Source organism: Streptomyces sp. Y7, from assembly GCF_043195415.1.
Taxonomy (GTDB): Bacteria; Actinomycetota; Actinomycetes; order Streptomycetales; family Streptomycetaceae; genus Streptomyces.
In genome coordinates this window covers 1-26,456 of record NZ_JBIDDQ010000028.1, presented here as the reverse complement: position 1 = coordinate 26,456, position 26,456 = coordinate 1, and the positions used below count along the sequence as shown (strand labels likewise).

Here is a 26,456-nt window from a genome sequence, read left to right as displayed (position 1 = left end):
GCGCCAGCCTACGACCCGCTACCGGCGCCGTCGCATGAAGTAGCCCCCGAACAGTGCGCCGATGATGCCCACGGCCAGCAGCGCCGCCCACAGCGGCATCGTCACCAGGGGGATCAGCAGCCGGATCTCGGTACTGCGGGTGTTCTCGAAGATGAAGACCAGGGCGAGGGCGGCGAGCACGAGCACGGTGATCCGGCCGGGAGTCATCGCCCCGGCCAGGCCACCCCTCTTCCCGCCGGCCTTCGTGCCGCTCTCCGACGTCTTCGCGGTCATACCACCAAGGATGCTCCCGAAGCGGCGATCACGCACGGTGAGCGGCACGCCGGGGCGCTACCCGGTGACCGGCAGCTGGAGCACCCCGGTGTCCTGGGGTGCGCTGACCACGGTGACCGGCTTGATCCCGCGGTTGCCGAAGTACGCGTCGTCACTCGCCGCGATCACGAACCGCAGCCGGTGCCCCTTCTCGTAGCGGTGCACGATCCCCGGCAGTGTCACGGTGAAGCTCCTGGTCACGTCGGGCACCCGCACGGGTGCGACGAGCCGGTGCACCAGTGTCCGGGTGCCGTCGGGGGCGATGTCGTACAGCTTGGCGAAGAGCACGAGCCTGTCGGCGGCGTCCCCGGAGTGCTGGGTCCGTTCCGCCTTCGGGGAGACGACCCGCAGCGTGGCCCGGGGCGCGCCGACGATGTCGGTGGTGCGCGTGAGGGGCTCGCTGGTCCAGGCGAGGTGGGTGCCCGGGGTGTCGTAGGGTGCCGGGTCCGGGAGGCCGAGGAGTCCGGCCAGCGAGCTCTCCGAGTGGCTGGTGGGGACGAGCCAGTTGGTGTACGTGCGGCTGCCGCGCGTCACCTTGCGGCGGTCGTCGACGAGCTTGCCGTCGCCGGAGAGGTAGAGGGTCCGGCTGAGCGCGGGGACCCGGTCGGCGGTGGCGTAGGTGTGGTCCGGGTCGGTGATCCAGTCGCGGTAGTAGGCGAAGGCCGGTCCGGTGTCGACGGCCTGCCCGCGCAGGTGGCGGTCGAACCAGGCGAGGACGCGGCGGCCGACATAGCTGGTCTCCAGGTTGCCCTGGCCGAGGTTGAGTTCGCCGGAGGCGGGGTCGCTCATGCCGCCGCTGTGGCCCCAGGACTGCCAGATCATCTTGGTCGGGGTGCCCTGGTCCTTGAGCGTCCGGTACGTCGCCGTCGCCTCGTTGAGATTGAACAGGCTGTCGGCCTGGCCCTGGACCAGGAGGGTGGGCGCCTTGACGCGGCTCAGGTACGACACCGGCGAGACGCTGCGGGCGTAGGCGAGCAGGTCGGCGGTCTGCTCGGCGGGGTAGCGGCCGGAGTTGAGGGTGCGGATGGTCTCGCAGGCCCGGGTGACGAAGTGCAGGCAGGCCATGGAGTTGATGCGGGAGGGGTCGAGGTTGGGCTCCAGCAGGGGCTGGCCCTCACCGATCAGGTAGAAGCCGTTGGCCCACTGCCATTTGAAGGAGCCCGGGACGCTGCCGCTGCCGACGGCGTTGTTCGGGTCGAGGGAGTACGCCAGGTTGTTCCAGGTGATCATCGGCACCAGTGCGTCCAGGCGCCGGTCGACGGCGGCCGTGGCGAGCTGGACGGCCCCGCCGTAGGAACCGCCGATCATGCCGACGCGCGGGTCGCCGGGGGCGTCGAGGGTGACGTAGTCGGCCCTCGTGCCGTCGTCGGCGGCACGCCGGCCGCCCAGGAAGTCGACCAGCCCGGAGGCGGCGACCCCGTCGATGGCGGGGTCGTCGAGCGAGATCAGACAGCCGGACCTGCCGAAGCCGAGCCCGGAGTAGACGAGGGAGACGTATCCGCGCTCGGCGAAGGACTTGCCGATGACGTCGGTCGAGCCGTCGGACTTGCTGCCGCCGAAGCCGTTGGTGGCGAGGACGGCGGGTGCGGGGTGGGTCCGGTCCACGCCGGCGGGCCGGTAGAGATCGGCGTCGACCGTGCAGGTGCGGCCGCCCGCCCGCACGGTGAACTTCAGGGCGGTGACGGTGTACTGGCCGGTCGCCGCGGCGGCCGGTGCGGTGAGCGCGAGGGGTGCGGTGAGCGTGGCGCCGAGGACGAGAGCAAGAGCGGCTCGGAATCTGGGCACACGACGGGACACGGAGACCTCCACACTGAGGCACATCGGGACAGCCCTGCATACCGACCAGTAAGTACTGGCCGGTTGACATGGTGTGACACGTGTCAGGCGAGGTCAATCGCCGTGACGGAGGTTTCTTGACGGAGATTCAGTGAATCGTGTTCAGCGCAGAGCGGGCTCGTCGAGGGTCAACGTCCCCGCGTCGGCGTCGAGTTCGGCGCTCACCCCGAACGGAATGGTCAACGCCCCCTCACAGTGCCCGAACCCGAACTCCTCCACAACCGGCACACCGAGGCCACCCAGTCGGTCCAGAAGCAGCGCACGCACCCGCTCGTACGGCTCGCACTCCTGCCACGACCCCAGCAGCACGCCGCGCACGCCCTCGAACAGACCGGCGCGCAGCAGCTGGGTGAGATAGCGGTCGAGGCGGTACGTCTCCTCGCCCACGTCCTCCAGGCACAGCAGCCCGCCGCGGGCGGAGGCGCGGGCGTGCGGGGTGCCCGCCTCGGCGGCGAGCAGACAGAGGCAGCCGCCGAGCGTGACACCGCGCGCCCGGCCCGGGACGAGCGCGGAGCCGGTGGAGGCGATCGTGCGCACCGACTCCGGATCGAAGAGCGTGGCCCTCAGATGCTCCTGGGCCCGCACGTTCTTGATGAAGTCGACGCCGGCCGCCATCGGCCCGTGGAGCGTCGCCAGGCCCAGCCGCACGGCGAAGGCCTCGTGCAGCACGGTGATGTCGCTGAAGCCGACGAACACCTTCGGTCCGGCCGCGGCCATCGCGTCCCAGTCGAGCAGGTCGACGATCCGCTGCACGCCGTAGCCGCCCCGGGCGCACAGCACGGCGTCCACGGACGGATCGCACCAGGCGCCCTGGAGGTCGGCGGCCCGGTCGGCGTCGGTGCCCGCGAGGTAGCCGAACCGGCCGTGCCGGTCGAGCACATGGGGTGCCACGACCGGGTCGAGGTCCCATCCGCGCAGCACGTCGAGCCCGGCCTGCAGCCGTTCCTCGGGCACCGGTCCGCTGGGGGCGACGACGGCCACCCGGGCGCCGGGCGCGAGCCGGAGGGGTCGGTGCAGTGGCCGGACGGGCTGTGTCACTTGGCGAGCTCCAGCTTCGGGATCCCGGGCGGGTTCAGCCCGAAGACCTGGGCGTACAGGGAGAGTTCGGACTCCAGGACGCGGACCATCGTCTCCGCCCGGCGGAACCCGTGCCCCTCTCCCTCGAAGGCGATGTAGGCGTGCGGCACCCGCCGCCCCTCCATCCGGGCCAGGAACCGCTCGCACTGGGCGGGCGGACAGATCACGTCGTCCAGGCCCTGGAGCAGCAGGAACGGCACCGTCAGGTGCTCGGCGTGCTCCGCGGGCGAGCGCTCCAGGTACCGTGCCGGCACGTCGGCGAGCGGTCCGACGAGGGACTCCAGGTACTGGGACTCAAAGTCGTGGGTCTCGCCCGTGCCCCAGCCGGCCAGGTCGAGGATCGGGTAGAGGATCGTGCCGCAGGCGAAGACGTCGGTCGTGGTGAGCGAGGCGGCCGTGGTCCAGCCGCCCGCGCTGCCGCCCCGGACGGCCAGCCGCCGCCGGTCGGCGGTGCCCTCGTCGGCGAGGGCGAGCGCGACGGCCGCGCAGTCCTCGACGTCGACGACGCCCCACTGCTCGCGCAGCCGGTTGCGGTACTCCCTGCCGTAGCCGCTGGAGCCGCCGTAGTCGACCTCCGCGACGCCGATGCCGCGGGAGGTGAAGTAGGCGATGGCCAGGTCGAGGACGAGGGGCGCCCGGGAGGTGGGGCCGCCGTGCGCCCAGACGACGTAGGGCGGCGGGGTGTCGCCGGGGGCCACGCAGGCGGGGTTGTGGGGCGGGTAGATGTGCGCGTGGATGTCCTGTCCGCCCGGTCCGGTGAAGGTGCGGATCTGCGGCTCGGGGTAGTACGCGGGGTCCACGGCGTCGTCGTGCTCCGCCCCGATCACCCGGGTGCGGCCGGTGGCGGCGTCCAGCTCGACGACCTCGTAGGCGCTGCGCGGGCTGGCCCCGACGGCGACGACGCGATCGCCGTGCGCCGCGAGCGTGGGCGCGAACTCGGTCCAGGGGCCGGCCGCGTCGACGACCTCACCGGTCTCCGGGTCGAGCACCCCGAGCGCCGTGGCCCCACGGCCGTGCACGACCGCCACGAGCCCGCTCGCCAGCGGCGCGAACCAGCGCAGGCCGAGCTGCCACAGCGGCCCGCCGAACTCCTCCTCGCGCGGACACAGCGGTACGCCGTCGCGGTAGAGGTTCCACCAGCCGCTGCGGTCGCTCGTGTACAGCAGCCGCCCGTCCCCGGACCAGTCGACCTGGGCGATCGACTCCTGCGGGCCGCCGGCGACGGTCCGCGGGCTGCCGAGGGTGCCGTCCGCCGCGACCTCGGCGACCAGCAGTTCCGTGCCGTCCCACGGCATGCGCGGATGGTCCCAGGTGAGCCACGCCGCCCGCCGGCCGTCGGGCGAGAGCCGCGCGCCGGTGACGAACCGCCGTCCGTCGTCGGTCAGTTCGCGTACGGCGCCGCGGTCCTCGGCCGCCGAGCCGTCCAGCGGGACGGCGGCCAGCACGCGCCGTACATCGGTGGGTTCCGGTCCGGTGAACTCCTCCAGCACGCACCACACCTCGCCGAGGTCGAGGCGCAGTTGCGGCTCCACCCAGCGCAGTCCACCGCCGACCGCGGACACGGGGGTGAGCGGACGCGGCTGGCCGCCCTCCTCGAAGAGGTGGAGCCGCTGGTCGGCGAAGTCGACGAAGACGACGAGCGGCCGGCCGTCCGCGACCGCGCCGGCCCACGGCTGCCCGCCGTACTCGATGACCCGGCTGCGCACGTTCCAGGGGGCGGGCAGCACCGGCTCCTCGCCGCCGTCGGCGCGGCGCCGCACCAGCGTGTACCGGCCGCCCTCGGTGGGCCGGGCCTCGGTCCACCACGCCTCCGCCCCCACGAACCCCACGAAGTCGGGCCGCCCCTCGTGCGCCGCGGCGACGGCCGCGTCGATGGGCGAGGGCCAGGAACCGTACGCCAGCGTCCGCACTGTCTCCCCCAACTCCCCTAGGCCGTACGCAGAAAACGGTCGAGCACGCGGACGCCGAAATGCAGTGCCTCGATGGGCACCCGCTCGTCGACGCCGTGGAACATGGCCCCGTAGTCGTAGCCCTCCGGCAGCTTCAGCGGTGAGAAGCCGTAGCCGGTGATGCCGAGCCGTGAGAACTGCTTGGCGTCGGTACCGCCGGGCATGCAGTACGGCACGACGTGCCCCTCGGGTGCGAACTCCTCGACGGCCGCGCGCATCCGGGCGTACGTCGGCGAGTCCACGGGCGACTGGAGGGCCACCTCGTGATGGTGGAACTCCCAGTTCACGTCAGGTCCGGTGAGCTGGTCAAGGGTGGCGCGGAACTCGTCCTCGTGGCCCGGCAGATAACGGCCGTCGACATAGGCCACGGCCTCCCCGGGGATGACGTTGACCTTGTAACCGGCCTCCAGCATCGTCGGGTTGGCGCTGTTGCGGACGGTCGCCTCGACCAGCCGGGCGGCAGGGCCGAGCTTCTGCATCAGGCCGTCCACGTCGTCCAGGTCGGCGTCGAGGCCGTACAGCGCGGCGAGTTCGGTGAGGGCGGCGCGCACCGTCGGGGTGAGCCGGAGCGGCCACTCGTGGGCGCCGATACGGGTGACGGCCGCGGCGAGGCGGGTGACGGCGTTCTCCCGGTTGGGCCGCGAGCCGTGCGCGGCGCGCCCGCGGGCGGTGAGCCTGACCCAGCCGGTGCCGCGCTCGCCGGCGGCGAGGGGGTAGAGCTGCCGGCCGTTGCCGTCGTGGACGGTGAACGCCCCGGACTCGCCGATGCCCTCGGTGCAGCCCTCGAACAGCCCGGCGTGGCGGTCGGCGAGAAACCCGGAGCCGTCCTCGGCGCTGGCCTCCTCGTCGGCGGTGAAGGCGATCACGACGTCCCGGCGGGGCCGTACGCCCTCGCGGGCCCAGGACCGCACGACGGCGAGGATCATCGCGTCCATGTTCTTCATGTCGACCGCGCCCCGGCCCCACACGACGCCGTCGCGGATCTCCCCGGAGAAGGGGTGCACACTCCACTCGTCGGCCTGCGCGGGCACCACGTCCAGGTGACCGTGCACGAGGAGCGCGTCCGCCGCCGGGTCGGTGCCCTCGATGCGGGCGACGACGTTCGTACGGCCTTCGGTGCGCTCCAGCAGGACGGGGTCCAGACCCGCCTCGGAGAGCCGCGCGGCGGCGTACTCGGCGGCCGGTCGCTCCCGGCAGTCGCCGCCGCCGCGGTTGGTCGTGTCGATGCGGATGAGGTCGGAGGTGAACGTGACGACTTCGTCCCGTGCCTGCCCGTCAGCCATACTGCTCCTCCACCGAGGCCGAGGCGATCGTGGTGACCGCCTTGAAGGTACGGATTCCCTCGTACATCCGCTCGCTGGTGTACGCCACCTTGCGCTCGCCGATACGTTCGACGCCGGGAACGACGGTGACCGCCATCGCGAGGTGCTCGGCGTCGAACTCGACCGCGATGGTGAACGGCCCCCCGCGCACCGGCTCGTGACGGACCGCCAGCCCGGCCGCCCGGGTGGCCGCGGCACGGATCTCGGCGGCGGTGGCGGCCGGCGTACGGCACACGGCGGCGTACCGCGAGACATGGTCCTTGACGGCGACCTTCAGCGCCTCGGGCGCGTAGCCGAGCGCGTCCTCGCAGGCCAGGTCGTCCCCGGTGACGAGCACCACCGGTACACCGTACTCGGCGGCGACGTGCGCGTTCAGCAGACCCTCGCTGGCCCGTACGTCGTTCAGCCACACCCCGGTGATGGAGTTGGGGAGGTAGGTGTGCGCGAAGACCCCCTCCATGCCGGCGCCCGTGTGGTAGCCGACGAAGGCGAGGCCGTCGATGTCGCCGTGCTGCACGCCCTCGACCATGGAGAGCGCCTTGTGTCGGCCGGTGAGCATCTGTGCGCGCTCGTCGAGCTGTTCGAGCAGCACATTGCGCATGGACCAGTGCGCCTCATTGATGACGACGGCGTCGGCTCCGCCGTCGAAGAATCCCAGCACGGCGGCGTCGACGTCCGAGGTGAACATCTTCCGGCACCGCTCCCACTGCGGAGTGCCGGGAAGCACGTCTCCGGGCCAGGTGACGCCGGTGGCGCCCTCCATGTCGGCGCTGATGAGGATCTTCATGCCCGATCACGTTACGCGCCCGGGAGGGAACCCGCCACGAAGCGGACGAACGCCACTTTCACACCTTTGGGGTGTACTTGTCAGCCACCCGCCGCGGGCACTACTGTCACCACGCCTTGGTGAACGGGAAATCCGGTGTGATGCCGGTGCGGCCCTCGCCACTGTGAATCGGGAAGTCCGGCTCCGGCCCTCACGGGCGGCCACTGGGTCCTTCGGGACCCGGGAAGGCGGAGCACGGGCGGTGTCACCCGTCAGCCAGGAGACCGGCCAAGGCACGTCAACCATCCACGAGGTGCTGGAGAGGGTCTGCTGAGCCATGCACATAGCCGAGGGTTTTCTGCCCCCGGCGCACGCGGTCGCCTGGGGCGTCGCGTCCGCGCCGTTCGTCGTACACGGAGTACGGTCACTCACCCGTGAGGTCAGGGAGCATCCCGAGAGCACACTGCTGCTCGGCGCCTCCGGAGCCTTCACCTTCGTCCTGTCCGCGCTGAAGCTGCCGTCGGTGACCGGCAGCTGTTCGCATCCCACCGGCACGGGCCTGGGCGCCATCCTGTTCCGGCCACCGATCATGGCGGTCCTGGGCACCATCACCCTGCTGTTCCAGGCGCTGCTGCTCGCGCACGGCGGTCTGACCACGCTCGGCGCGAACGTGTTCTCGATGGCGATCGTCGGGCCCTGGGCCGGCTACGCGATCTACCGGCTGCTGCGGCGCTACGACGTGCCGCTGATGGTCGCCGTCTTCTTCGGCGCGTTCGTCGCGGACCTGTCCACCTACTGCGTGACGAGTGTCCAGCTGGCGCTGGCGTTCCCCGACCCGGGCAGTGGATTCGTGGGCGCGCTCGGCAAGTTCGGCTCCATCTTCGCCATCACGCAGATCCCGCTGGCGGTGAGCGAGGGCCTGCTGACCGTGCTCGTGATGCGGCTGCTGGTGCAGTCCAGCAAGGGAGAACTGACCCGGCTGGGTGTGCTCCTCGCCAAGAAGCAGTCCCAGAGCGAGACGGAGGCGGTGGCCCGGTGAGCAGGAACACGAAGATCAACGTCCTGCTGCTGCTCGTGGTGGCCGCGCTCGCCGTGCTGCCGCTGGCGCTCGGCCTGGGCGACCACAAGGAGGAGCCGTTCACCGGCGCCGACGGCGAGGCGGAGTCGGCGATCACCGAGATCGAGCCGGACTACGAGCCGTGGTTCTCGCCGCTGTACGAGCCGCCCTCGGGTGAGATCGAGTCGGCCCTGTTCTCCCTCCAAGCGGCGCTCGGCGCGGGTGTCCTCGCGTACTACTTCGGGCTGCACCGCGGGCGGAGGCAGGGCGAGCAGCGGGCACTGGAGCGGGTCGGCGAGGAGGCGGCGGCCGGTGCCGCCGAGGAGTCGAAGGCCGACAGGGTCTGACACGTGCTGCCGATCGACGCGGCGGCGCACAGCAGTCGCTGGCGCCGCCGTCATCCCGTGGACAAGGCCGTGCTCGGGCTCGGTCTCACCGTGCTCGCGATCTCCCTGCCGCCCTGGCCGGGTGCCGCGCTGGTCCTTCTCACCGCGCTGACCGTGCTGCTGGGTCCGGCAGGTGTGCCCGGGCGGCGGCTGTGGCGGGCGTATCGCGTGCCGCTCGGCTTCTGTGTGACCGGCGCGGCCACGCTGCTGGTCCAGGTCGGCGGCGGGCAGGGCTTGGTGTCCCTCGCCGCCGACGGGCCGCTGCGCGCCGGTGAATTGCTGCTGCGCACCTCGGCGGCCTCGCTCGGGGTGCTGCTGTTCGCGTTCACCACACCGATGTCGGACCTGCTGCCGCGGCTGGTGAAGGCCGGGGTGCCCGCGCCCGTCGTGGACGTCGCGCTGGTGACGTACCGCATGAGCTTCCTGCTGCTGGACTCGATGCGCCGGGTGCGGGACGCGCAGGCCGCGCGGCTCGGGCACACCACCCGGGCCGCGACCTGGCGTTCGCTGGCCGGGCTCGGCGCGACCGCGTTCGTGCGGTCCTTCGACCGCGCCACGCGGCTCCAGGCCGGGCTCGCCGGGCGCGGCTACGACGGAACCCTGCGCGTCCTGGTACCCGAGGCGAAGGTCTCCGTCCGTTTCACGGCCGCGAGTTGCGCTCTGCTCGCAGCGCTGGCCGCCCTCACCCTCGTACTGGAAAGGGCCCTGCCATGAGCGAGCCCACCGCGCCGGTCGCCCTGCGGGGCGCCGCCGACACCTGCCGGGCCGGCGCCGGCGCGCTCATGGCCGGGGGCCACTCCCCACTCACGACGCAGGCCACCCCCACCCCCGCACCGGAAAGGGCCCTGCCATGAGCGAGCCCACCGCGCTGGTCGCCCTGCGGGGCGCCGCCTACGCCTACGAGGACGGCCCCGTCGTGCTCAGCGGCCTCGACTTCGACGTCCGCGAAGGGCGGGCGCTGGCACTGCTGGGCCGTAACGGCAGCGGCAAGACCACGCTGATGCGGCTGCTCAGCGGCGGACTCAGGCCGCACGAGGGCCGGTTGTCGGTCGAGGGGACGCCGGTCTCCTACGACCGCAAGGGGCTGACCCGGCTGCGGACGACCGTGCAACTGGTGGTGCAGGACCCCGACGACCAGCTGTTCGCCGCGTCCGTCGCGCAGGACGTGTCCTTCGGCCCGCTCAACCTCGGTCTGCCGGACGTCGAGGTGCGGGCGCGGGTCGACGAGGCGCTGGCCGCGCTGGACATCGCCCGGCTGGCGGACCGGCCCACGCATCTGCTGTCGTACGGGCAGCGCAAGCGCACGGCCATTGCCGGGGCCGTCGCGATGCGGCCCCGCGTGCTGATCCTCGACGAGCCCACCGCCGGGCTCGACCCCGACGGCCAGGAGCGCCTGCTCACCACCCTCGGCGGGCTGCGGGCGAACGGCACCACGGTCGTCATGGCCACGCACGACGTCGATCTCGCACTGCGCTGGGCCGACGACGCGGCGCTGCTCACCCCGTCCGGTGTCCGCACCGGACCCGCGGCCACCATGCTGGCCCGCACCGAACTCCTGCGGGAGGCCGGGCTGCGGCTGCCGTGGGGCGTCGCGGCGGCCCGACTGCTGCGCGCGCACGGCCTGCTGGACGACTCGGCGCCGGGTCCGCGCGACGCGGACGAGCTGGCCGCCCTGGCGGCGGCACCCACCACCCCGACGATTCCGGCCGACGGCTGAGACACCCGTGCGTTGGGCACACGGGTGATACATCCCGCCGGCGGACACCAAAGGCCCGGGGGACCGCGCGGTTGCCTGTTTCATGAGGTCACGCACGACCGAAGTGAGGCAGCATGGCCGAGGCCACCGAGGACACCCGCCCGCCCGAAGGGCTGAAGGCCAACGCGATCGGGTTCGTCGACGCCCTCGTCATCGGGCTCAACGCCACCTCGCCCGCGTACTCGCTGGCCGCGGCCATCGGACCGGTCGTGGCCCTCGTGGGTGTCTACGCCCCCGGCGTCATGCTCGCGTCGTTCGTGCCGATGCTGCTGATCGCGTCGGCGTTCTACTACCTCAACCGGGTGGACCAGGACTGCGGGACGACCTTCTCCTGGGTCACCCGGGCGATGGGTCCGTGGGCGGGCTGGCTCGGCGGCTGGGCCATCACGATGACCGGCGTCCTGGTGGTCGGCTCGCTGGCGGACGTCGCGGTGACGTTCGCACTCATGGCCTTCGGCCTCGACAGCTGGGTCGAGAACGAGTTCGTGCGCCAGACGCTGACGGTGCTGGTCATCCTGGTCATGACGGCCCTGTGCGTGATCGGCACGGAGGTGTCGGCCAGGGTGCAGAACGCCCTCATCCTGGCGCAGGTCGCCTGTCTGCTCGCGTTCGCGGTGGTGGCGATCTACCGGGTCTACGCCGACACCGGTTCGCTCGACTCCGTCGATCCGGCGTTCAGTTGGCTCAATCCCTTCGGGGCCGGCGGCGCCGAGCTGACGGCGGGTCTGCTGCTGGGCGTGTTCATCTACTGGGGCTGGGAGTCGGCGGTCAACCTCACCGAGGAGGTCGAGAACTCCGCCACCGCCCCCGGCAGGGCGGGTGTCTGGTCGACGGTCATCCTGCTGGTGACGTACGTGTCGGTCGCCTACGCGGTGGTGGCCTACGCCGGACCGGCGTACCTGGCCGAGAACGCCTCGGAGGAGGAGTTCATCTTCGCCCTGCTCGCGGACGAGGCGATGGGGACCTGGGACTGGGTCGTGCTGCTGGCGGTGTCGACGTCCGGCCTCGCGTCGACGCAGACGACGATCATCCCGGCCTCGCGCACCGCGCTGTCCATGGCACGCCGGCATGCGCTGCCCGCGCACTTCGGGCACATCCACAGACGGTTCCGCACCCCCGACGTGAGCACCTGGTGGGTGGCCGCCATCGCCATCGCCTGGTACCTCGTCGTGCGCCAGATCAGCGAGAACGCCCTGTTCGACTCGCTCACCGCGCTGTCGCTGCTGATCGCGTTCTACTACGCGCTCACCGGCCTCGCCTGCGCGGTCTACTACCGCCGCCATCTCACCGAGAGCGTCCACAACTTCCTGCTCATCGGGCTCGGCCCGCTGGTCGGCGCCGGACTGCTGGCATGGCTGCTGGTCGAGTCGGTCGGTGACATGTCCGACCCCGCCAACTCCTACAGCGGCGTCTCGTGGTTCGGCGTCGGCCCGCCCCTGGTCATCGGCATCGGGATCGCCCTCGCCGGGGTGATCCTCATGGTGGTGTGGCGGTTCGTGTCCCCCGTCTTCTGGTCGGAGCGCCCGGAGGTGGCCGACCCCGCACTCGTGCCCGGCCACAAGGAGCCCTGAGATGACGGTCGTTCTCGGATACGACGAGTCCCCCGGCGCGGTGCGCGCGCTGCACGTCGCCGTGGAGGTGTCGGCCGCGTTCGACGAACCGCTCGTGCTGGTCTACGGCGCGGCGGCGCCCGGCGCGCTCGGCGAGGAGTACGCGGCCCACCGCGACGCCGTCCGGGAGGCCGGGCGCACCGCGCTCTCGCACGCCGTCCAGGTCGCCGACGAGGCCGGAGTGCGCACCACCGTCGAGGTCATCGACCAGAAGCCGGCGGAGGCCCTGATCGACGCCGCGACGCGCCATGCGGCGCGGGTCATCGTGGTCGGCAGCTGGGGCGAGAGCCCGCTGCGCGGGGCCCTGCTGGGCGCCACACCCCACAAGCTGCTGCATCTGGCGCGCACTCCGGTGCTGTGCGTGCCGACCGAACCGTGAGCCCTCGCCGTACCGCTCAGCTCGCGGTGGCCGCTGCCGCCGCCCGCCCCGCGGCGCGGCCCGAGAAGAGGCAGCCGCCGAGGAAGGTTCCCTCCAGCGAGCGGTAGCCGTGGACGCCGCCTCCGCCGAACCCGGCGACCTCACCGGCGGCGTACAGCCCGGCGATCGGGGTGCCGGCGGCGTTCAGGACCCGGCCGGAGAGGTCGGTCTGGAGGCCGCCGAGGGTCTTGCGGGTGAGGATGTTGAGACGTACGGCGATGAGGGGGCCGGCGCCCGGGTCCAGGATCCGGTGCACGGAGGCGGTGCGGCTGAGGCGGCTCCGGCGGCACGGGCACGGGCACCGGCGGCGGTGACGGCGCGGGCACGACGGGCGGGGCCTCCGGCGGCGGCGGTACGGCCTCCTCGACCGGGGGTTTTGGCACCTCCACCGCGGGCGGCAGCCTCGCCTCGACCGGGGTGACCGTGCTCTCCGTCGCCGCGCTCGCGGCCGCCCTGCTCGCCGCCGCCTGGGTGGCGTACCGCAAGGGCCGAAACGCCAACTGATCCCCCGGGCCCGTGAGTTCGCCCTCCGGTTCGCGCCGGAGGGCGTTCGCCGTTCGACGGGTCCGTCAGACGGTGCGGCCCGCCACCACCCACTTCGACGGGAGCTCGATGCGTGTGCCGTCGGGCCCGTACTCCGCGGTGATCAGGGGCAGTTCGCCGCTCGCGAGGATGCCGAGGCCCGCCGCGCGCAGAAACTCGGGCACCGCGTCGTCGGACACCTCGCCCGGGGCGATGCCGTGCCGGAAGATCGGGGCGAGTTTCGGCGGCGGCCCCGACGGGCTCTGCGCCAGGCCCATGAGGACGGGCTTGGCGTCCTGGGAGAGCTCGACCAGGAACGCCCGGCCGCGCTCGCCGACCAGCGTGGCGATGCCGTTCACCATCTGCTGCCGGTCGTCGGGTTCGGCCTGGTGCAGCACGCCCCGCATATAGACGTTGACGTCCCCGAGCTCGGCGTGGAGCGTCTCCGCCTCGGTCTTCTCCACGGCGTCGAAGAGCCGGTACGCGGCCTGCCCGGCGGGGTCGGCGTGGCGGGCGTGCTCCACGGCCGCGGCGGACAGGTCGACGCCGACGACACGCGGGAAGCGGTCGGCGAGGAACCGGGTCTGGGTGCCGTTGCCGCAGCCCAGGTCCACCATCGCCAGCCCTGGATCGGACAGATGGGCCTCGAACAGGGCCAGATGACGTCCGGCGGTCAGGGCCGGCTCGGAGTCCCAGAACACCGACCCCTGTTCCTCGGGCGCTTCACGCCAGAAGCCCTCCCAGGCCTCCCGGTACCGACTCGTCACGCTCATGACCGACTCCCCAGGTAGCGCTGCCGACCCGCCGTCAGGTGACGGGCGAGTACGGTCTATCGCGGCCGCGTCGCGGCTTCAAGCGCATGGCGCATTCCTTCACTCCGCATTCGACACTCGTGCGCCGTTGTACGCCCCTCGGGGCACAGGTCGTACGTCCTTCGGGTCGTCGGACCCCGGTGTCAGCGTCGCGGGAGCGTGAGTTCGAACCAGACGGTCTTGCCGGCACTCGTACGGCTCGTGCCCCACTCGCGCGCGAGCATGCTCACCACACGCAGCCCGCGCCCGGTGTCGTCGGAGGGACCGGCGCTGAGCAGGGTCGGCAGATCATGATCGTCGTCGTCCACCTCGCACAGCAGCGTGTCACCGCGGACGAGGCGCAGTTCGAGCGGGCGGCCGTGGGAGTGCCGTACGGCATTGGTGACGAGCTCGCTGACCAGCAGCTCGGCGGTGTACGTGAGCCCGCTGAGACCCCAGTCGTGCAGCTGCTCGCGGACGACGGCGCGGGCCCGGCCGACCTCCTCGGGGTCGAGGCCGACACGCCAGGAGGCGACGTCGCCGGGTTCGATGCCGTTGAGGCGGGCCATCAGCAGGGCCACGTCGTCCTTGCGGCCACCGCGGGTGTTGAGGGCGCGGATGATGGTGTCGCAGGCGTCGTCCATCGAGGCGGCCGGGTGGGCGGCGGACTCGCAGAGGGTCGCGAGCCCGACACCGATGTCTTCGCCGCGCATCTCGACCAGGCCGTCGGTGCACATCACCAGCCGGTCGCCGGGCTCCACACGCACACGGACCGCCTCGAAGGGCACCCCGCCGACACCGATAGGCGCTCCCGTCGGCAGGTCGAGCAGTTCGCTGCGTCCGTCGCCGGCGCGGACCAGGACGGGCGGTATGTGACCGGCGTTGGCGATGTGCAGTTCGCTCGCGATCGGGTCGTAGACGGCGTACAGGCAGGTCGCGAGGTAGCTGTCGCCGAGGCGCTGGGCGAGGTCGTCGAGGTTGCGCAGAAGCTGGGCGGGCGGCAGGTCGAGGGCCGCCATGGTCTGCACGGCCGTGCGCAACTGGCCCATCATCGCGGCGGAGTTGAGGCCGTGGCCCATCACGTCGCCGACGACGAGGGCGGTGCGGGCGCCGGGCAGTTTGACGGAGTCGAACCAGTCACCGCCGACCCGGCCGAGCAGGGTGCCCGGCAGATAGCGGGTGGCGATGTCGCAGCCCGCCATGCGCGGCGGGATGTGCGGCAGCATGCTGTCCTGGAGGGTCTCGGCGACGCTCTCCTGGTAGGTGTACATGCGCGCGTTGTCGAGCACGAGGCCCGCGCGAGCGGCGAGTTCGGCGCCGGTGACCCGGTCCATGTCGTTGAACTCGACGCGCTCGGGGTGGCGCAGCAGGATCATGAAGCCCAGCACCACGTTGCGGGCCTTCAGCGGCACGACCAGCATGGAACGGCCGGTGATGAGCGGCCGGATGTCCCGCTTCTCGAACTGCGAGGCGATGGCGTGGCCCATCTGCTCGCTGATCCGCGGCACGAGGACGGGCTCGCCGCTGGTCATGCACTGGAAGAACGGGGTGTGGGCCGGAAAGGGCATGGCCTCGCCGACCGGCACGACGTCGTCCCAGCGGCCGGGTTCGTCGGTGTGCTCGATGGCGACCCGGTGCCACAGGGTGGTGGTGTCGGGCGCGCCGTCGGGGAATCCCTCGCCGGCGACGACCTGTTCGCGCAGATACGTGCCGGCGACGTCGGTGAAGCGGGGCACGACCGCTCTGCTGACCTCGACGATGGTCCGCGACAGGTCGAGGGAGGTCCCGATGCGGCCGCTGACCTCGTTGAGGAACTCCAGGCGTTCACGGACGGCGACGTATTCGAGGTCCTCGGCCTCGTCGGAGTACTCCGGCGGGAGAGGTAAGCCGTGCGCCGCCGCCCGGGCGGCACGCTCGCGGCGGGCCCTGCGCTCCACGCGCCGGGGCACGCCCCAGTCGGGGGTGACGGGCACCCGGTCGTTCTGGCTGAACTCCAGGACGGGATAGCCCAGTTCGAGGATCTGCCCGGCGATGCGGGCGCTCTCCTCGACACTCATGCTGGGCAGGATCTCGGGGAGCTTGTTCGCGAGTTCCTCGGCGCCGGGGAAGTCGGTGTGCAGGGCGAAGGCGGGCGCCACGCGCTCGTAGCCGGGGTCGTCGTCCTGCGCCTCCTGCTGGAGGCGGCCCACGTCGGCGCCGAGCACGAGCAGCCGCTCCGGTCCGGGACCGATCAGCGGGTAGGCCCACCACAGCACGTCGACGCGGTCACTCCCCTGCCCCTCGGGCGCGGGTGCCCCCGTCTCGCCTCGCTCGGGCACGGTGAGGCGGGCGCGGCCGGCGGCGGGGTAGTACAGCCGTCCGTCGAGGGACGTCTCCAGGTCGTGCCCGAGTCCGTCGTACGCCCCGTAGGCGCCGTACGGCGAGGGGTCGTCGTCCTCGGGCAGCGCGCCGGAGACGGGCAGCAGATCGACGGCCGGGCGGCCGAGTGCCTCTTCCTTGGCGGCGCCGAACAGACGGCGTGCGCCGGAGCTCCAGTGGGAGACCAGGCCGTCGCGGTCCACCACGACCACGGCCAGCGGGATGCGTCCGGACGCGGCGTGTTCCGTCACCGCGCCGTCCCTCTCGGTGCCACGGTCCATGGCCCAGGCCCTCTCTCCCCAAGGCTCCGCAAGATCTGCGCGCCCTCACCACCGTACGGCTCCGGGCCTCGATGATGTGCCGCAATAAGGGAATTGATGTATCGGGAGCATCGCCGGCCGACGGGCCGGCCCGGTGCCCGGCCGTGCCGCGTCCCCGCAGGACAGCCCAGGTGCGGTGCTTCCGGTTCAGTCCTCGTGTCCGAGCTGAAGATCGCGTTCCGTTCGGCCTCCGCCGGCGACCTGGAGCACGGTGGCGACCGGCGGGTAACCGGCGGCGATGACGGTGTACTCGCCGCAGGAGAGATCGACGAAGCGGAAGGTGCCGTCCGGTCCCGTGGTGAGCGTGTCCATGACGTTGCCGGCCGCGTCCAGCAGCGTCACGCGCGCGTCCTCGACGGGCCGTCCGCCCCCCGCCCGAACGGTGCCGCGCAGCAGGGCGCCGCCGGCGAGTTCGATGTCCTGGCGGGTCTCGCGGGCCGCCTTCACGGTGGCGGGGACGGCGGCCGGCCGGAAGGCGGGCGCGCTCGCGGCGAGGGTGTACTCACCGGCGACGAGTTCGGTGATGACGTAGCCGCCCTCGCGCCCGCTGCGGGTGGTGGCGACCACCTCGCCCTGGACGTTGGTGAGCGTGACGGTGGCGTCCACGGGCGTGCCGTCCGGGGTGAGCACGGTCCCGGCGAGGCGCCCGGCGCCGCCGAGGACGATGTCCAGTTCGACGGGTCGCTCGCCGACGGTCACGGTGACGGCCTGCGGCTGGTGTCCGCCCGCCGCGGCGATCATGACGTAGGCGCCCGCGCCCGGCGCCGCCAGCGCGTACCGCCCGTCCTGGCCGCTCGCGCCGCGGCCGACCTGCTGCCCGGCGACGTCGATGAGGGTGAGCGCCGCGTGCGGCACGAAGGTCCCGTCGGGGTGCTGCACGGTGCCGTGGACGGGAAGCGAGGGGGCGTGCGCGGAACGGGCCTGCGGGATCGCGGAGTGCGCCGTGTGCGCCGTCTCGGGGGCGGGTGCGTCGTGGGACGCGGCGCTGTTCACGAGGGGGATCTCCTTGAGGAAGCAGGCGATGAGCAGACCGAGTACGAGCACCGGCACGAGGTAGAGGAAGATCCTCGGCATGGCGTCGGCGTAGGCCTGGATGTAGGCGTCGCGCAGCGCCGGGGGCAGCGAGTGGACGAGCTGCGGGGTGATGGACTCGGGCTCGGGCAGGCGCGCGCCCGCGTGCGCGGGGAGCCGTTCGGCCAGGGCGTCGGTGAGCCGGGCCGCGAACAGGGTGCCGAAGATCGCCGCGCCGACGCTGCCGCCGATCTGCCGGAAGTAGTTGTTGGCGCTGGTGGCGGTGCCGAGGTCGGTGGGGCGCACGGAGTTCTGCACGGCGAGGATCAGGACGGGCATCACCATGCCGATGCCGGCGCCGAGCACGGCCATCCAGATGCTGTAGTGCAGCCGGGGTGTGTCGATCTCCAGGCGGGACAGCAGCCACATCCCGAGGACCGACAGGGCGCTGCCGAGCACGGGGTAGATCCGGTACCGGCCGGTGTGGCTGATGAGCTGGCCGCAGACGATCGACGCGCCCACGATGCCGCCCATCATCGGCAGCATCAGCAGGCCCGACTCGGTGGCGGAGGCGCCGTCGACCATCTGGAGGAAGGTCGGCAGATAGCTGGCGGCGCCGAACAGGGCGACGCCGATCACGAGGCCGACCAGGCCGGTGACGTTGAAGACGGAGTCCCGGAACAGCCGCAGCGGGATGAGGGGTTCGGCGGCGAAGTGCTCGGCGACGAGGAAGAGGACGGTGGCGACGACGGCGCCCGCGCCGAGGCCGAGGATGACGCGGGAGTCCCAGGCGTGCTCGGTGCCGCCCCAGCTGGTCAGCAGGACCAGGCAGGTCGAGGCGGCGGCCAGCAGCAGCGAGCCGAGGATGTCGAGGCGGGCCCGGACGGCGGGCTTGGGCAGCTTCAGCACCACGGCGACCACGACGAGGGTGACCAGGCCGAAGGGGACGTTGATGTAGAAGCACCAGCGCCACGAGAGGTGGTCGGTGAAGTACCCGCCCAGCAGGGGTCCGGCGACCGAGGCGAGGCCGAACGCGGCGCCGATCAGGCCCATGTAGCGGCCGCGCTCGCGGGGCGGCACGATGTCCGCGATGATCGCCTGGACGCCGATCATCAGCCCGCCCGCGCCGACGCCCTGGACCGCGCGACAGGCGATCAGTTCGTCCATGGTCTCGGCCCGGCCGGCGAGCGCGGAGCCGATGACGAAGACGACGATGGCGAACTGGAAGACGCCCTTGCGGCCGAGGAGGTCGCCGAGCTTGCCGTAGACCGGCAGGCCGACGGTGGCGGTGAGCAGGTAGGCGGTGATCGCCCAGGACATCTTGTCCAGGCCGTGCAGCTCGCCGACGATCTTCGGCAGCGCGGTGGCGACGATCATCTGCTCCAGCGCGGCCAGCAGCAGCGCGAGCATCAGCCCGAAGAAGACCAACCGCACGCGGCGCGGGCCGAGTTCGCCCGCCCGGGCCGGTGCGGGAGGGAGGACGTCCGGCGCTGCCGCGGCCGGTTCGTCCTGTACCAGAGTGCTCCCGCCCACGTACCGCTCCCCTCGTCGCGCTGCTGCACAATTCCCGCGTAAGCGAACAACTACGAGCAAGCGCGACGAGTTACGGAACCGGGTCGGTCGGCGATGAGATCCACTCGATCCGGTGAGGGGTCCAACGACCGCCGGGGACCGACGGGTTGAAGTGCCTCCGGGAGGTGGCCGCCCGGGCTACTTCTCGACCTCGGTGGCGAGCTTGACGAGCAGCGCGTCGTAGATCCGGCCCAGGCCCTTGGGCGCGAAGGTCTTCTCGAAGAAGCCGCCGATGCCGCCGGCACCCTGCCAGGTGGTGGTCACGACGACCCGGGACCTGCCCTCGCCGGCCGGGGTGACCCGCCAGGTGGTGACCATGGAGGAGTTGCGGTCCTTCTCGACGAGCTCGCCGTCGGTGGGCTCGCTGACCTCCAGGAGGCAGTCACGCACCCGCTTGCTGGTGGCCTGGAGCTTCCAGTGGACGAGGGTGCCCTCGCCGTCGCCGCCCTCGCGCACCTCGTACTCGCTGAAGTGCTCGGGCAGCAGCTTCTGCCGGGTGCCGCTGTAGTCGGCGAGGGCGTCGAACACCTTCTCCGCGTCCGCCGCGACGACCCGCTCCGTAGTGGCCTCGACCTGCGCCATTGACTTCCTCCAGGACCAGAATTCTCGGGGGTTGGAGCAAGCCAACCACCCCGCTCCCGGACCGCCCAAATCGGGGTCCCGAACTCTTCCCCGAACCGGTCGCACAGTGATCGAAAACGAAGCACGGCAAGAGGTCGCACGATCAAGGGAACATGTGTTCTATTCTGGGGGCAGTGCTACCGAGGAGGCCTCATGCGCTGGGAGAACCTCACCCTGGAGTCCGACCACAGCCGTGCCGACTCCGCGCTGTTCGGCGCGGACGCCGTGGTCACCCGTACCTTCGACACGCCCGAGTTCGCCGGGATCACGTTCCACGAGATCCGGGCCCGCTCGATCCTCAACCGGGTGCCGGGGGCCTCGCGCATGCCCTTCGAGTGGACGGTCAACCCGTATCGCGGTTGCTCGCACGCCTGCGTGTACTGCTTCGCGCGCAAGACGCACAGCTATCTGGACCTCGACACGGGCCTCGGCTTCGACTCCCAGATCGTGGTCAAGGTGAACGCGCCGGAGGTGCTGCGCCGCCAGTTGTCCTCGCGGCGCTGGCAGGGCGACCACATAGCGATGGGCACGAACGTCGACTGCTATCAGCGCGCGGAGGGGCGCTACCGCCTGATGCCGGGGATCCTCGCCGCCCTGCGCGACCACGCCAACCCCTACTCGATCCTCACCAAGGGCACGCTGATCCTGCGCGACCTCGATCTGCTGAAGCAGTCGAGCGAGGTGACGGACGTCGGCGTCTCCGTCTCGGTCGGCTTCATGGACCCCGAGCTGTGGCGCACCGTGGAGCCGGGCACGCCCGCCCCGGAGCGGCGCCTGGACGTCGTACGGACCCTGACCGAGCACGGGCTCGGGTGCGGGGTGCTGATGGCGCCGGTGATCCCGTTCCTGAGCGACAGCCCGGCCCAACTGAGGGCCACCGTGCGGGCGATCGCCGCGTCCGGGGCCACTTCGGTCACCCCGCTGGTGCTGCATCTGCGGCCCGGCGCCCGCGAGTGGTTCATGGCGTGGCTGGGCCGCGAGCACCCGCATCTGGTGCGCCGCTACGAGCGGCTGTACGCGGACGGCGCCTACGCCCCGAAGTGGTACCAGCGCCGGATCACCCGTCAGGTCCACGACCTGGCGCAGGAGTACGGCATCGGGCCCTCGCGGGCCGGGATGCCCCGGCGTATCAGCGAGCCCGGGCCGGCCGGTCCCGCGACGAACGAACCGACCCAACTCTCCCTGATCTGAGAGCACGGAGGGCATTGGGAGGCATCCCTCGACCCAATCGGGTCAAGTATGATCATAAGGAGTTCTTCCGGGCGCCCATGCCGGGACGATGCGGCCAGGACCGTGGCACGCGCGGTCCGCGACCCTCCGTCCTCGGGAGGACCCCTTGGGAAAACGCGCAGTCCTGCTGTGCGGCGCCGCCGTCCTCGTGGCCGGGACCGTGACGGCCGTCCCCGCCCAGGCCCACGCCGCGCCCCTGACCTGGAAGAAGTGCGGCACCGAGAAGTATCCGACGCTCCAGTGCGCGTCCCTCGGTGTCCCCCTGGACCACGCGCGACCGCACGGCCGCCGGATCACTCTCGCGCTGTCCCGCGTCCCGCACACCGCGAAGAAGTACCAGGGCCCGCTGCTGGTCAACCCCGGCGGTCCCGGAGGGAGCGGGCTGACGCTCGCCGGATTCGTGGCCTCCGCACTGCCCAGGGCCGTGGCCGCCCAGTACGACGTCATCGGCTTCGACCCGCGCGGGGTGGGCAGGAGCAGGCCGGCGCTCGACTGCAAGCCGCGCCACTTCGCCCCGGTGCGCCCCGCCTCCGTGCCGAGCACCTCGCGCCTGGAGCAGACCAACCTGTCGCGCGCCCGGTCCTTCGCGCGGGCCTGCGCCGAGAAGTACGCGGACGTGCTGCCGCACATCGACACCGTCAGCGCCGCACGCGACATGGACCGGATCCGCGCGGCACTGGGCGCGGAGCGGATCAACTACTTCGGCTACTCCTACGGCACCTACCTCGGCGCCGTGTACGCCAAGCTGTACCCCCAGCGGGTGCGCCGGGCAGCCCTGGACTCCGTCGTCGACCCGACCGGTGTCTGGTACGGCGACAACCTGGCACAGGACATCGCCTTCGGCGACCGGCACCGCGCCTTCATGGCCTGGGTCGCCAGATACGACGCGAGGTACCGGCTCGGCACCGACCCGGCGCGGATCGAGGCCAAGTGGTACGCGATGCGGACGGCCCTGGCGAAGAAGCCGGCCGGCGGCAGGGTGGGCGCCTCGGAGCTGGAGGACACCTTCCTGCGCGGCGGCTACTACAACGGCTACTGGCCCTACCTCGCCGAGGCGTTCGCGGCCTACGCGAACAAGAGGAACAGCGCGCCGCTGACCGAGGTGTACAAGAGCCTCGGCGCGTCCGACGCCTCCGACGACAACAGCTACAGCGTCTATACGGCGGTGCAGTGCCGGGACGCCTCCTGGCCGCGCGACTGGCGGCGGTGGCGGACGGACAACCGGGCCGTGCACGCCAAGGCGCCGTTCATGACCTGGAACAACGCCTGGTACAATGCGCCGTGCGCGTTCTGGCCGACGAACCCGCTGCGCTCGGTGGACATCGACAACGCGAAACTGCCGCCGGTGCTGCTGTTCCAGGCGACGGACGACGCCGCCACGCCGTACCACGGGGCTGTCACCGTCCACCGGAGACTGGCCCGCTCCCGCCTGGTCGTCGAGCGGGGCGGCGGCAACCACGCCGTCACGCTGGGCGGGAACACCTGCCTGGACAAGCACCTCGCGGCCTACCTGGCCGACGGCACGGTGCCGCGCGGCACGGGTTCGGTCGACGCCGTGTGCGACGCGCGGCCCGACCCGAAGCCGCTGAGCGCCAAGGCCAAGGCGACCGCGTCGCGCGGCGCCGAACTGCACCGGCTGCTCGACTTCCGGCACTGAGCGGCCCACGACCCGTCGGGGGCGTTGTCAGTGCCGTGGTCCACGATGGACCCATGAGCGAGCTGACCAGGATCACCGCCCCCGACGGAGTCTCCCCCGCCGCCCAGTACGCGCATGTCGTGCTGGGCACGGGCCGTTTCGTCGCCGTCTCCGGCCAGCTCGCCCTGGACGAGCACGGCGCACTCGTCGGCGAGGGCGACCCGGCGGCGCAGGCCCGGCAGGTCTTCGAGAACCTGCGGCGCTGCCTGGCCGCGGCCGGCGCGACCTTCGACGACGTCGTCAAACTCACCTACTTCGTCACGGACATGGCCCATATGCCCGCCGTCCGCGCGGCGCGTGCCGCGCACATACCCGACGACCGGCTGCCCGCCGCGTCGGCGGTCCAGGTCGCCGCTCTGGTGCGTCCGGAGTTCCTCATGGAGGTGGAGGCGTTCGCGGTGCTGCCCGGCTAGGCGTGCCGCCCGTGGCCGGGCCCCGGTAAAAAGGGGCGCCGGCTCGGGGCCGTCACACCTAGGGTCCCTTCATGGACGACGACGGCATACGGATCCGCCCCATGGCCCCGGCCGACTGCGACCGGGTCGCCGAGATCCGCGTCGGCGGCTGGCGCAGCGCCTACCGGGGCCTGATGACGCAGTCCCGCCTGGACGCCCTGGACGTGGCCGCGGACGCCGCGCGCCGGCGCGAGTACTTCTCGCAGGGCGACGGGAGCGTGGTCGACCTGGTCGCCGAGCAGGGCGGCGAGATCGTCGGCTGGGCCTGCCACGGGCCCTACCGCGACGGTGAAGGCCGCACCCGGGACGCCGAGTTGTACGCCATCTACGTCGACCCCGGGCGGTACGGCGCGGGCATCGGCCGCGCCCTGCTCCAGGAGTCGGTGCGTCGGTGCACGGCCGCCGGACACACCCGGATGCTGCTGTGGGTCCTCAAGGGCAACGCCCGGGCCCGCCGCTTCTACGAGCGGGCGGGCTTCGGGGCGGACGGCGCCGAGGAGCCCTTCGAGGTGGAGGGGGTCGAGGTGCCGGAGGTGCGGTACGCGCGGGAGCTGCCGCCTCAGCGCTGATGGGGGATCAGCGCCAGCGCCCGTACCGCGGCCTCCGCGAGGGAGGGATGGGCCAGGGCCTCGTTCAGGACCTGTCTGGCCCGCGCGTCGCCCAGCGCGCCGAGCCCGTCCACACAGGCGAGGGCGACGCGACGGTAGGGGTCGTGGGGGCGCAGACGTCGCTCCAGCGTGGTGATCAGGGCGGGGACGGCCTCGGGAGCACGGAGTTCGACCAGGAGCCGGACGGGGTGCAGGGCGTAGGCGACGCGGAGTTCGTTGGTGGCGAGGGCGGCGGCGGCACGGGCCGTGCGCGGGTCGCCGAGCCGGGCGAGGGCGTGGGCGGCGGAGACGCAGCGCTCCGGATCACGGTGGTTGAGCAGCAGGACGAGCGACTCGAAGGCCCGCCGGTCCCGGGCGAGGCCCAGCCGGAACGCGGCCAACTCCCTGGCCCACAACGGCTGCCCGGGCGCGGTGAGCACGTCCGCCAGTTCGTCCAGGTCCTCGGTCGCCTCCAGGCGGTCGTACGCGGCCGACGCTCCCGACTCCTGCCGTAAGCGCTCCGTGAGTGATCGCAACTCTTCGTCCATGACGCCGAGCGTATGCAAGCGGCCCGCCGTGCGGGACCTACATCACAAAGACGAGGGCTGGCGCGCTCGTTACCCACCGGTTAAGCTCATACGAGCGAGTTACCCACTCGCACATCTGCTTGCGGCGGCCTGGTGACGCAGCCGCCGCGAGTGCTGGTCGGTTCGGTACTTCATGTACCTCAGTACGACTCGGCTCCGGGACAGGGCCGGTCGGATCCACCGTTCCCCGAAGCGTGTGCACGCTGAGGGCGACGGCACCGGGCGTGTGCGCCAGTAGCCCGGCAGACACCCGCACTCATTTCTCCCCGCACCCGGTGCGCCTCCCGGCGCATCCGGGCGCGCTCCCAGTCGTCACCCTCATTCCTGGAGTCCCGCGATGGCCACTCCCCTGTCCGACACCCCTCTGTCCCCGCTGAAGACCGTCGCCGTCGTCGGCCTCGGCACCATGGGCACCGGCATCGCCGAGGTCCTCGCCAAGGCCGGTCGCGATGTCGTCGGCATCGACATCAGCGAGGCCGCGACCGCCAAGGCCGTCGCCGCGCTGGAGTCCTCGACCGCCCGCGCCGTGGAGCGCGGCAAGCTCACCGAGGACCAGCGCACGGACGCCCTCGCCCGCGTCCGCACCTCCACCGACCTGCGCGCCGCGGCCGACGCGGACCTGGTCATCGAGGTGGCTCCGGAGTCGTACGAGATCAAGCAGCAGATCTTCCGTGAGCTGGACGGGATCGTGCGCCCGGAGACGATCCTGGCGACCGGCACCAACGCCCTGTCGGTCACCCGGCTCGCCGCCGACTCCACCCGTCCCGAGCGGGTGCTCGGACTGCACTTCTTCAACCCCGCGCCGGCGATGCGGCTGGTCGAGGTCGTCTCCTCGGTGCTGACCTCGCCGACGGCCGTCTCCGCGGTCACCAACCTCGCCCTGGACCTCGGCAAGGAACCCGTCGCGGTCGGCGACCGGCCCGGCTTCGTCGCCGACGGCCTGCTGTTCGGCTACCTCAACCAGGCCGCCGCGATGTACGAGGCGAAGTACGCCTCCCGCGAGGACATCGACGCCGCGATGCGGCTGGGCTGCGGCCTGCCGATGGGCCCGCTGGCACTGCTCGACCTGATCGGCGTGGACACGGCCCGTACGGTCCTGGACGCCATGTACGCCGAGTCCCGGGACCGGCTGCACGCCCCCGCGCCGATCCTCAAGCAGCTCAGCGAGGCGGGTCTGACGGGCCGTAAGTCGGGCCGCGGCTTCTACACCTACGAGGCCCCCGGCAGCGCCACCGTCGTGCGGGACGCGCTCACGCCGCTGGAGGGCGCCGCCCTCACGCCGGGCCGCGAGGTCCGCTCCGTCGGTGTCGCGGGCTCCGGCACCATGGCGTCCGGCATCGCGGAGGTCTTCGCCAAGGCCGGGTACGAGGTCGTGCTCGCCGCCCGCAGCGAGGAGAAGGCGCAGACCGCGAAGGCCCGGATCGGCAAGTCCCTCGCCCGTTCCGTGGACAAGGGGCGGATGACCGCCGAGGCCGCCGCGCAGACCCTGGACCGGATCACCGCGGCGGGCAGCTACGACGCGTTCGCCGACGTCGATCTGGCCGTCGAGGCCGTCGCCGAGGACCTGGAGATCAAGCGTCAGCTGTTCGCGACGCTGGACAAGGTCTGCAAGCCGGGCGCGGTGCTGGCCACCACCACCTCCTCGCTGCCCGTCGTCGCCTGCGCCCGTGCCACCTCGCGTCCGCAGGACGTGATCGGCATGCACTTCTTCAACCCGGCGCCGGCGATGAAGCTGGTCGAGGTCGTCCGCACGGTCCTGACGGCCGACGACGTCCACGCGACGGTCCGTGAGGTCTGCGGCCGGATCAAGAAGCACGCCGTGGACTGCGGCGACCGCGCCGGATTCATCGTGAACGCCCTGCTGTTCCCGTACCTGAACAACGCGATCAAGATGGTGCAGGAGCACTACGCCACGCTCGACGACATCGACGCGGCGATGAAGCTGGGCGGCGGCTACCCGATGGGCCCGTTCGAGCTGCTGGACGTCGTCGGCCTCGATGTCTCCCTCGCGATCGAGAAGGTCCTGCACCGCGAGTTCCGCGACCCGGGCCTGGCTCCGGCGCCGCTCCTGGAGCACCTGGTGGCCGCGGGCTGCCTCGGCCGCAAGACGGGCCGCGGCTTCCGCGAATATGCCCGCCGCTAAGGGACGCCCCGGCGACTGGTTCACGGACGGTCAGGAGTGGGGGGGGGGGGGGGGGCCCCCCCCCCCCCCCCCCCCCC

General features: G+C 72.2%; 23 protein-coding genes, 1 pseudogene and 1 riboswitch. Of the genes and pseudogenes, 12 read left to right on the top strand and 12 right to left on the bottom strand.

The genetic code is table 11. From position 1 onward, the window contains the following. Positions 1-18 precede the first annotated feature (18 nt). The 6 genes from ACGFW6_RS38165 to ACGFW6_RS38140 form a co-directional block, all read right to left on the bottom strand. Complete coding sequence (locus ACGFW6_RS38165) at positions 19-273, bottom strand: DUF1049 domain-containing protein (protein ID WP_393520705.1); 255 nt, start codon at positions 271-273, stop codon at positions 19-21. A 57-nt stretch (positions 274-330) separates the two neighbouring features. Beyond that, positions 331-2,133: a CocE/NonD family hydrolase gene (locus tag ACGFW6_RS38160; protein ID WP_393520703.1), complete on the bottom strand. Its 1,803-nt coding sequence runs from the start codon at positions 2,131-2,133 to the stop codon at positions 331-333. A gap of 117 nt (positions 2,134-2,250) precedes the next feature. Further along, positions 2,251-3,186, bottom strand: a complete 936-nt coding sequence (locus ACGFW6_RS38155; RefSeq protein WP_393520701.1) for an LD-carboxypeptidase — start codon at positions 3,184-3,186, stop codon at positions 2,251-2,253. Next, complete coding sequence (locus ACGFW6_RS38150) at positions 3,183-5,147, bottom strand: LpqB family beta-propeller domain-containing protein (RefSeq protein ID WP_393520699.1); 1,965 nt, start codon at positions 5,145-5,147, stop codon at positions 3,183-3,185. Before ACGFW6_RS38150 ends, ACGFW6_RS38155 begins: the two co-directional genes overlap by 4 nt. A 5-nt stretch (positions 5,148-5,152) precedes the next feature. Next, positions 5,153-6,457, bottom strand: a complete 1,305-nt coding sequence (locus ACGFW6_RS38145; RefSeq protein WP_393520697.1) for a M20/M25/M40 family metallo-hydrolase — start codon at positions 6,455-6,457, stop codon at positions 5,153-5,155. Continuing rightward, positions 6,450-7,283 carry a M55 family metallopeptidase gene (locus ACGFW6_RS38140; RefSeq protein WP_393520695.1) on the bottom strand — a complete coding sequence of 278 codons (834 nt, stop codon included), beginning with the start codon at positions 7,281-7,283 and terminating at the stop codon, positions 6,450-6,452. Before ACGFW6_RS38140 ends, ACGFW6_RS38145 begins: the two co-directional genes overlap by 8 nt. 100 nt (positions 7,284-7,383) lie before the next feature. Then, positions 7,384-7,570, top strand: a riboswitch (cobalamin riboswitch). 29 nt (positions 7,571-7,599) lie between these two features. On the opposite strand from ACGFW6_RS38140, the gene ACGFW6_RS38135 reads away from it, so the two are divergent. The 7 genes from ACGFW6_RS38135 to ACGFW6_RS38105 all read left to right on the top strand — a co-directional run bounded on the left by ACGFW6_RS38135 (position 7,600) and on the right by ACGFW6_RS38105 (position 12,450). After that, on the top strand, positions 7,600-8,301 hold the full coding sequence (locus ACGFW6_RS38135) for an energy-coupling factor ABC transporter permease (RefSeq protein WP_393520693.1): 702 nt from the start codon (positions 7,600-7,602) through the stop codon (positions 8,299-8,301). Then, positions 8,298-8,666: an energy-coupling factor ABC transporter substrate-binding protein gene (locus tag ACGFW6_RS38130; protein ID WP_393520691.1), complete on the top strand. Its 369-nt coding sequence runs from the start codon at positions 8,298-8,300 to the stop codon at positions 8,664-8,666. Before ACGFW6_RS38135 ends, ACGFW6_RS38130 begins: the two co-directional genes overlap by 4 nt. Before the next feature lie 3 nt (positions 8,667-8,669). Beyond that, the gene (gene cbiQ / locus ACGFW6_RS38125; RefSeq protein ID WP_393520689.1) at positions 8,670-9,419 is read left to right on the top strand and encodes a cobalt ECF transporter T component CbiQ; all 750 of its coding nucleotides are present in this window, start codon (positions 8,670-8,672) and stop codon (positions 9,417-9,419) included. Next, positions 9,416-9,559 (top strand): hypothetical protein, encoded by a 144-nt coding sequence (locus ACGFW6_RS38120; protein WP_393520687.1) that lies wholly within the window; start codon positions 9,416-9,418, stop codon positions 9,557-9,559. Before cbiQ ends, ACGFW6_RS38120 begins: the two co-directional genes overlap by 4 nt. Then, the gene (locus ACGFW6_RS38115; RefSeq protein WP_393520685.1) at positions 9,556-10,422 is read left to right on the top strand and encodes an energy-coupling factor ABC transporter ATP-binding protein; all 867 of its coding nucleotides are present in this window, start codon (positions 9,556-9,558) and stop codon (positions 10,420-10,422) included. Before ACGFW6_RS38120 ends, ACGFW6_RS38115 begins: the two co-directional genes overlap by 4 nt. 113 nt (positions 10,423-10,535) lie before the next feature. Continuing rightward, positions 10,536-12,032, top strand: coding sequence for an APC family permease (locus ACGFW6_RS38110; RefSeq protein ID WP_393520683.1), 1,497 nt, complete (start codon positions 10,536-10,538; stop codon positions 12,030-12,032). A gap of 1 nt (position 12,033) precedes the next feature. Then, positions 12,034-12,450: a universal stress protein gene (locus ACGFW6_RS38105; protein WP_330357034.1), complete on the top strand. Its 417-nt coding sequence runs from the start codon at positions 12,034-12,036 to the stop codon at positions 12,448-12,450. 16 nt (positions 12,451-12,466) lie between these two features. Here the strand turns inward: ACGFW6_RS38105 and ACGFW6_RS38100 are convergent. From ACGFW6_RS38100 to ACGFW6_RS38080, 5 genes and pseudogenes are all read right to left on the bottom strand, one after another. Beyond that, positions 12,467-12,763 (bottom strand): annotated as a pseudogene (locus tag ACGFW6_RS38100) (FAD-binding protein); the annotation flags it as partial. Positions 12,764-13,058: 295 nt separating this feature from the next. Beyond that, positions 13,059-13,784, bottom strand: coding sequence for a class I SAM-dependent methyltransferase (locus ACGFW6_RS38095; protein WP_393520680.1), 726 nt, complete (start codon positions 13,782-13,784; stop codon positions 13,059-13,061). A gap of 182 nt (positions 13,785-13,966) precedes the next feature. After that, positions 13,967-16,441 (bottom strand): SpoIIE family protein phosphatase, encoded by a 2,475-nt coding sequence (locus ACGFW6_RS38090; RefSeq protein WP_393520679.1) that lies wholly within the window; start codon positions 16,439-16,441, stop codon positions 13,967-13,969. A 186-nt stretch (positions 16,442-16,627) separates the two neighbouring features. Continuing rightward, positions 16,628-19,024 (bottom strand): MFS transporter, encoded by a 2,397-nt coding sequence (locus tag ACGFW6_RS38085; protein ID WP_393520677.1) that lies wholly within the window; start codon positions 19,022-19,024, stop codon positions 16,628-16,630. 177 nt (positions 19,025-19,201) lie between these two features. After that, entirely contained in the window at positions 19,202-19,645 is a 444-nt protein-coding gene (locus tag ACGFW6_RS38080) for an SRPBCC family protein (RefSeq protein WP_393520675.1), read from the bottom strand. A gap of 192 nt (positions 19,646-19,837) precedes the next feature. Between ACGFW6_RS38080 and ACGFW6_RS38075 the strand changes: the two genes are divergently transcribed. The 4 genes from ACGFW6_RS38075 to ACGFW6_RS38060 all read left to right on the top strand — a co-directional run bounded on the left by ACGFW6_RS38075 (position 19,838) and on the right by ACGFW6_RS38060 (position 23,631). Next, a complete protein-coding gene (locus ACGFW6_RS38075; RefSeq protein ID WP_393520673.1) occupies positions 19,838-20,875 on the top strand; it encodes an Rv2578c family radical SAM protein in 1,038 nt (345 codons plus the stop codon). Between the two features lie 145 nt (positions 20,876-21,020). Further along, entirely contained in the window at positions 21,021-22,571 is a 1,551-nt protein-coding gene (locus ACGFW6_RS38070; RefSeq protein ID WP_393520671.1) for an alpha/beta hydrolase, read from the top strand. A 53-nt stretch (positions 22,572-22,624) separates the two neighbouring features. Beyond that, positions 22,625-23,023, top strand: coding sequence for a RidA family protein (locus tag ACGFW6_RS38065; RefSeq protein WP_393520669.1), 399 nt, complete (start codon positions 22,625-22,627; stop codon positions 23,021-23,023). 71 nt (positions 23,024-23,094) lie between these two features. After that, positions 23,095-23,631: a GNAT family N-acetyltransferase gene (locus ACGFW6_RS38060; RefSeq protein ID WP_393520667.1), complete on the top strand. Its 537-nt coding sequence runs from the start codon at positions 23,095-23,097 to the stop codon at positions 23,629-23,631. Here ACGFW6_RS38060 and ACGFW6_RS38055 read toward each other — a convergent pair. Next, positions 23,622-24,197: an adenylosuccinate lyase gene (locus ACGFW6_RS38055; RefSeq protein ID WP_393520665.1), complete on the bottom strand. Its 576-nt coding sequence runs from the start codon at positions 24,195-24,197 to the stop codon at positions 23,622-23,624. The two genes, ACGFW6_RS38060 and ACGFW6_RS38055, sit on opposite strands and share 10 nt — an antisense overlap. Positions 24,198-24,573: 376 nt before the next feature. Between ACGFW6_RS38055 and ACGFW6_RS38050 the strand changes: the two genes are divergently transcribed. Continuing rightward, a complete protein-coding gene (locus ACGFW6_RS38050) occupies positions 24,574-26,379 on the top strand; it encodes a 3-hydroxyacyl-CoA dehydrogenase family protein (RefSeq protein WP_393520663.1) in 1,806 nt (601 codons plus the stop codon). Positions 26,380-26,456: the final 77 nt, after the last annotated feature.

What these genes read in the sequence shown, in the direction of transcription:
- ACGFW6_RS38165 (WP_393520705.1), bottom strand. Translation starts at nt 273, where the DNA reads ATGACCGCGAAGACGTCGGAGAGCGGCACGAAGGCCGGCGGGAAGAGG.
- ACGFW6_RS38160 (WP_393520703.1), bottom strand. Translation starts at nt 2,133, where the DNA reads ATGTGCCTCAGTGTGGAGGTCTCCGTGTCCCGTCGTGTGCCCAGATTC.
- ACGFW6_RS38145 (WP_393520697.1), bottom strand. Translation starts at nt 6,457, where the DNA reads ATGGCTGACGGGCAGGCACGGGACGAAGTCGTCACGTTCACCTCCGAC.
- ACGFW6_RS38140 (WP_393520695.1), bottom strand. Translation starts at nt 7,283, where the DNA reads ATGAAGATCCTCATCAGCGCCGACATGGAGGGCGCCACCGGCGTCACC.
- ACGFW6_RS38135 (WP_393520693.1), top strand. Translation starts at nt 7,600, where the DNA reads ATGCACATAGCCGAGGGTTTTCTGCCCCCGGCGCACGCGGTCGCCTGG.
- ACGFW6_RS38120 (WP_393520687.1), top strand. Translation starts at nt 9,416, where the DNA reads ATGAGCGAGCCCACCGCGCCGGTCGCCCTGCGGGGCGCCGCCGACACC.
- ACGFW6_RS38115 (WP_393520685.1), top strand. Translation starts at nt 9,556, where the DNA reads ATGAGCGAGCCCACCGCGCTGGTCGCCCTGCGGGGCGCCGCCTACGCC.
- ACGFW6_RS38110 (WP_393520683.1), top strand. Translation starts at nt 10,536, where the DNA reads ATGGCCGAGGCCACCGAGGACACCCGCCCGCCCGAAGGGCTGAAGGCC.
- ACGFW6_RS38105 (WP_330357034.1), top strand. Translation starts at nt 12,034, where the DNA reads ATGACGGTCGTTCTCGGATACGACGAGTCCCCCGGCGCGGTGCGCGCG.
- ACGFW6_RS38095 (WP_393520680.1), bottom strand. Translation starts at nt 13,784, where the DNA reads ATGAGCGTGACGAGTCGGTACCGGGAGGCCTGGGAGGGCTTCTGGCGT.
- ACGFW6_RS38090 (WP_393520679.1), bottom strand. Translation starts at nt 16,441, where the DNA reads ATGGACCGTGGCACCGAGAGGGACGGCGCGGTGACGGAACACGCCGCG.
- ACGFW6_RS38080 (WP_393520675.1), bottom strand. Translation starts at nt 19,645, where the DNA reads ATGGCGCAGGTCGAGGCCACTACGGAGCGGGTCGTCGCGGCGGACGCG.
- ACGFW6_RS38075 (WP_393520673.1), top strand. Translation starts at nt 19,838, where the DNA reads ATGCGCTGGGAGAACCTCACCCTGGAGTCCGACCACAGCCGTGCCGAC.
- ACGFW6_RS38065 (WP_393520669.1), top strand. Translation starts at nt 22,625, where the DNA reads ATGAGCGAGCTGACCAGGATCACCGCCCCCGACGGAGTCTCCCCCGCC.
- ACGFW6_RS38060 (WP_393520667.1), top strand. Translation starts at nt 23,095, where the DNA reads ATGGACGACGACGGCATACGGATCCGCCCCATGGCCCCGGCCGACTGC.
- ACGFW6_RS38055 (WP_393520665.1), bottom strand. Translation starts at nt 24,197, where the DNA reads ATGGACGAAGAGTTGCGATCACTCACGGAGCGCTTACGGCAGGAGTCG.
- ACGFW6_RS38050 (WP_393520663.1), top strand. Translation starts at nt 24,574, where the DNA reads ATGGCCACTCCCCTGTCCGACACCCCTCTGTCCCCGCTGAAGACCGTC.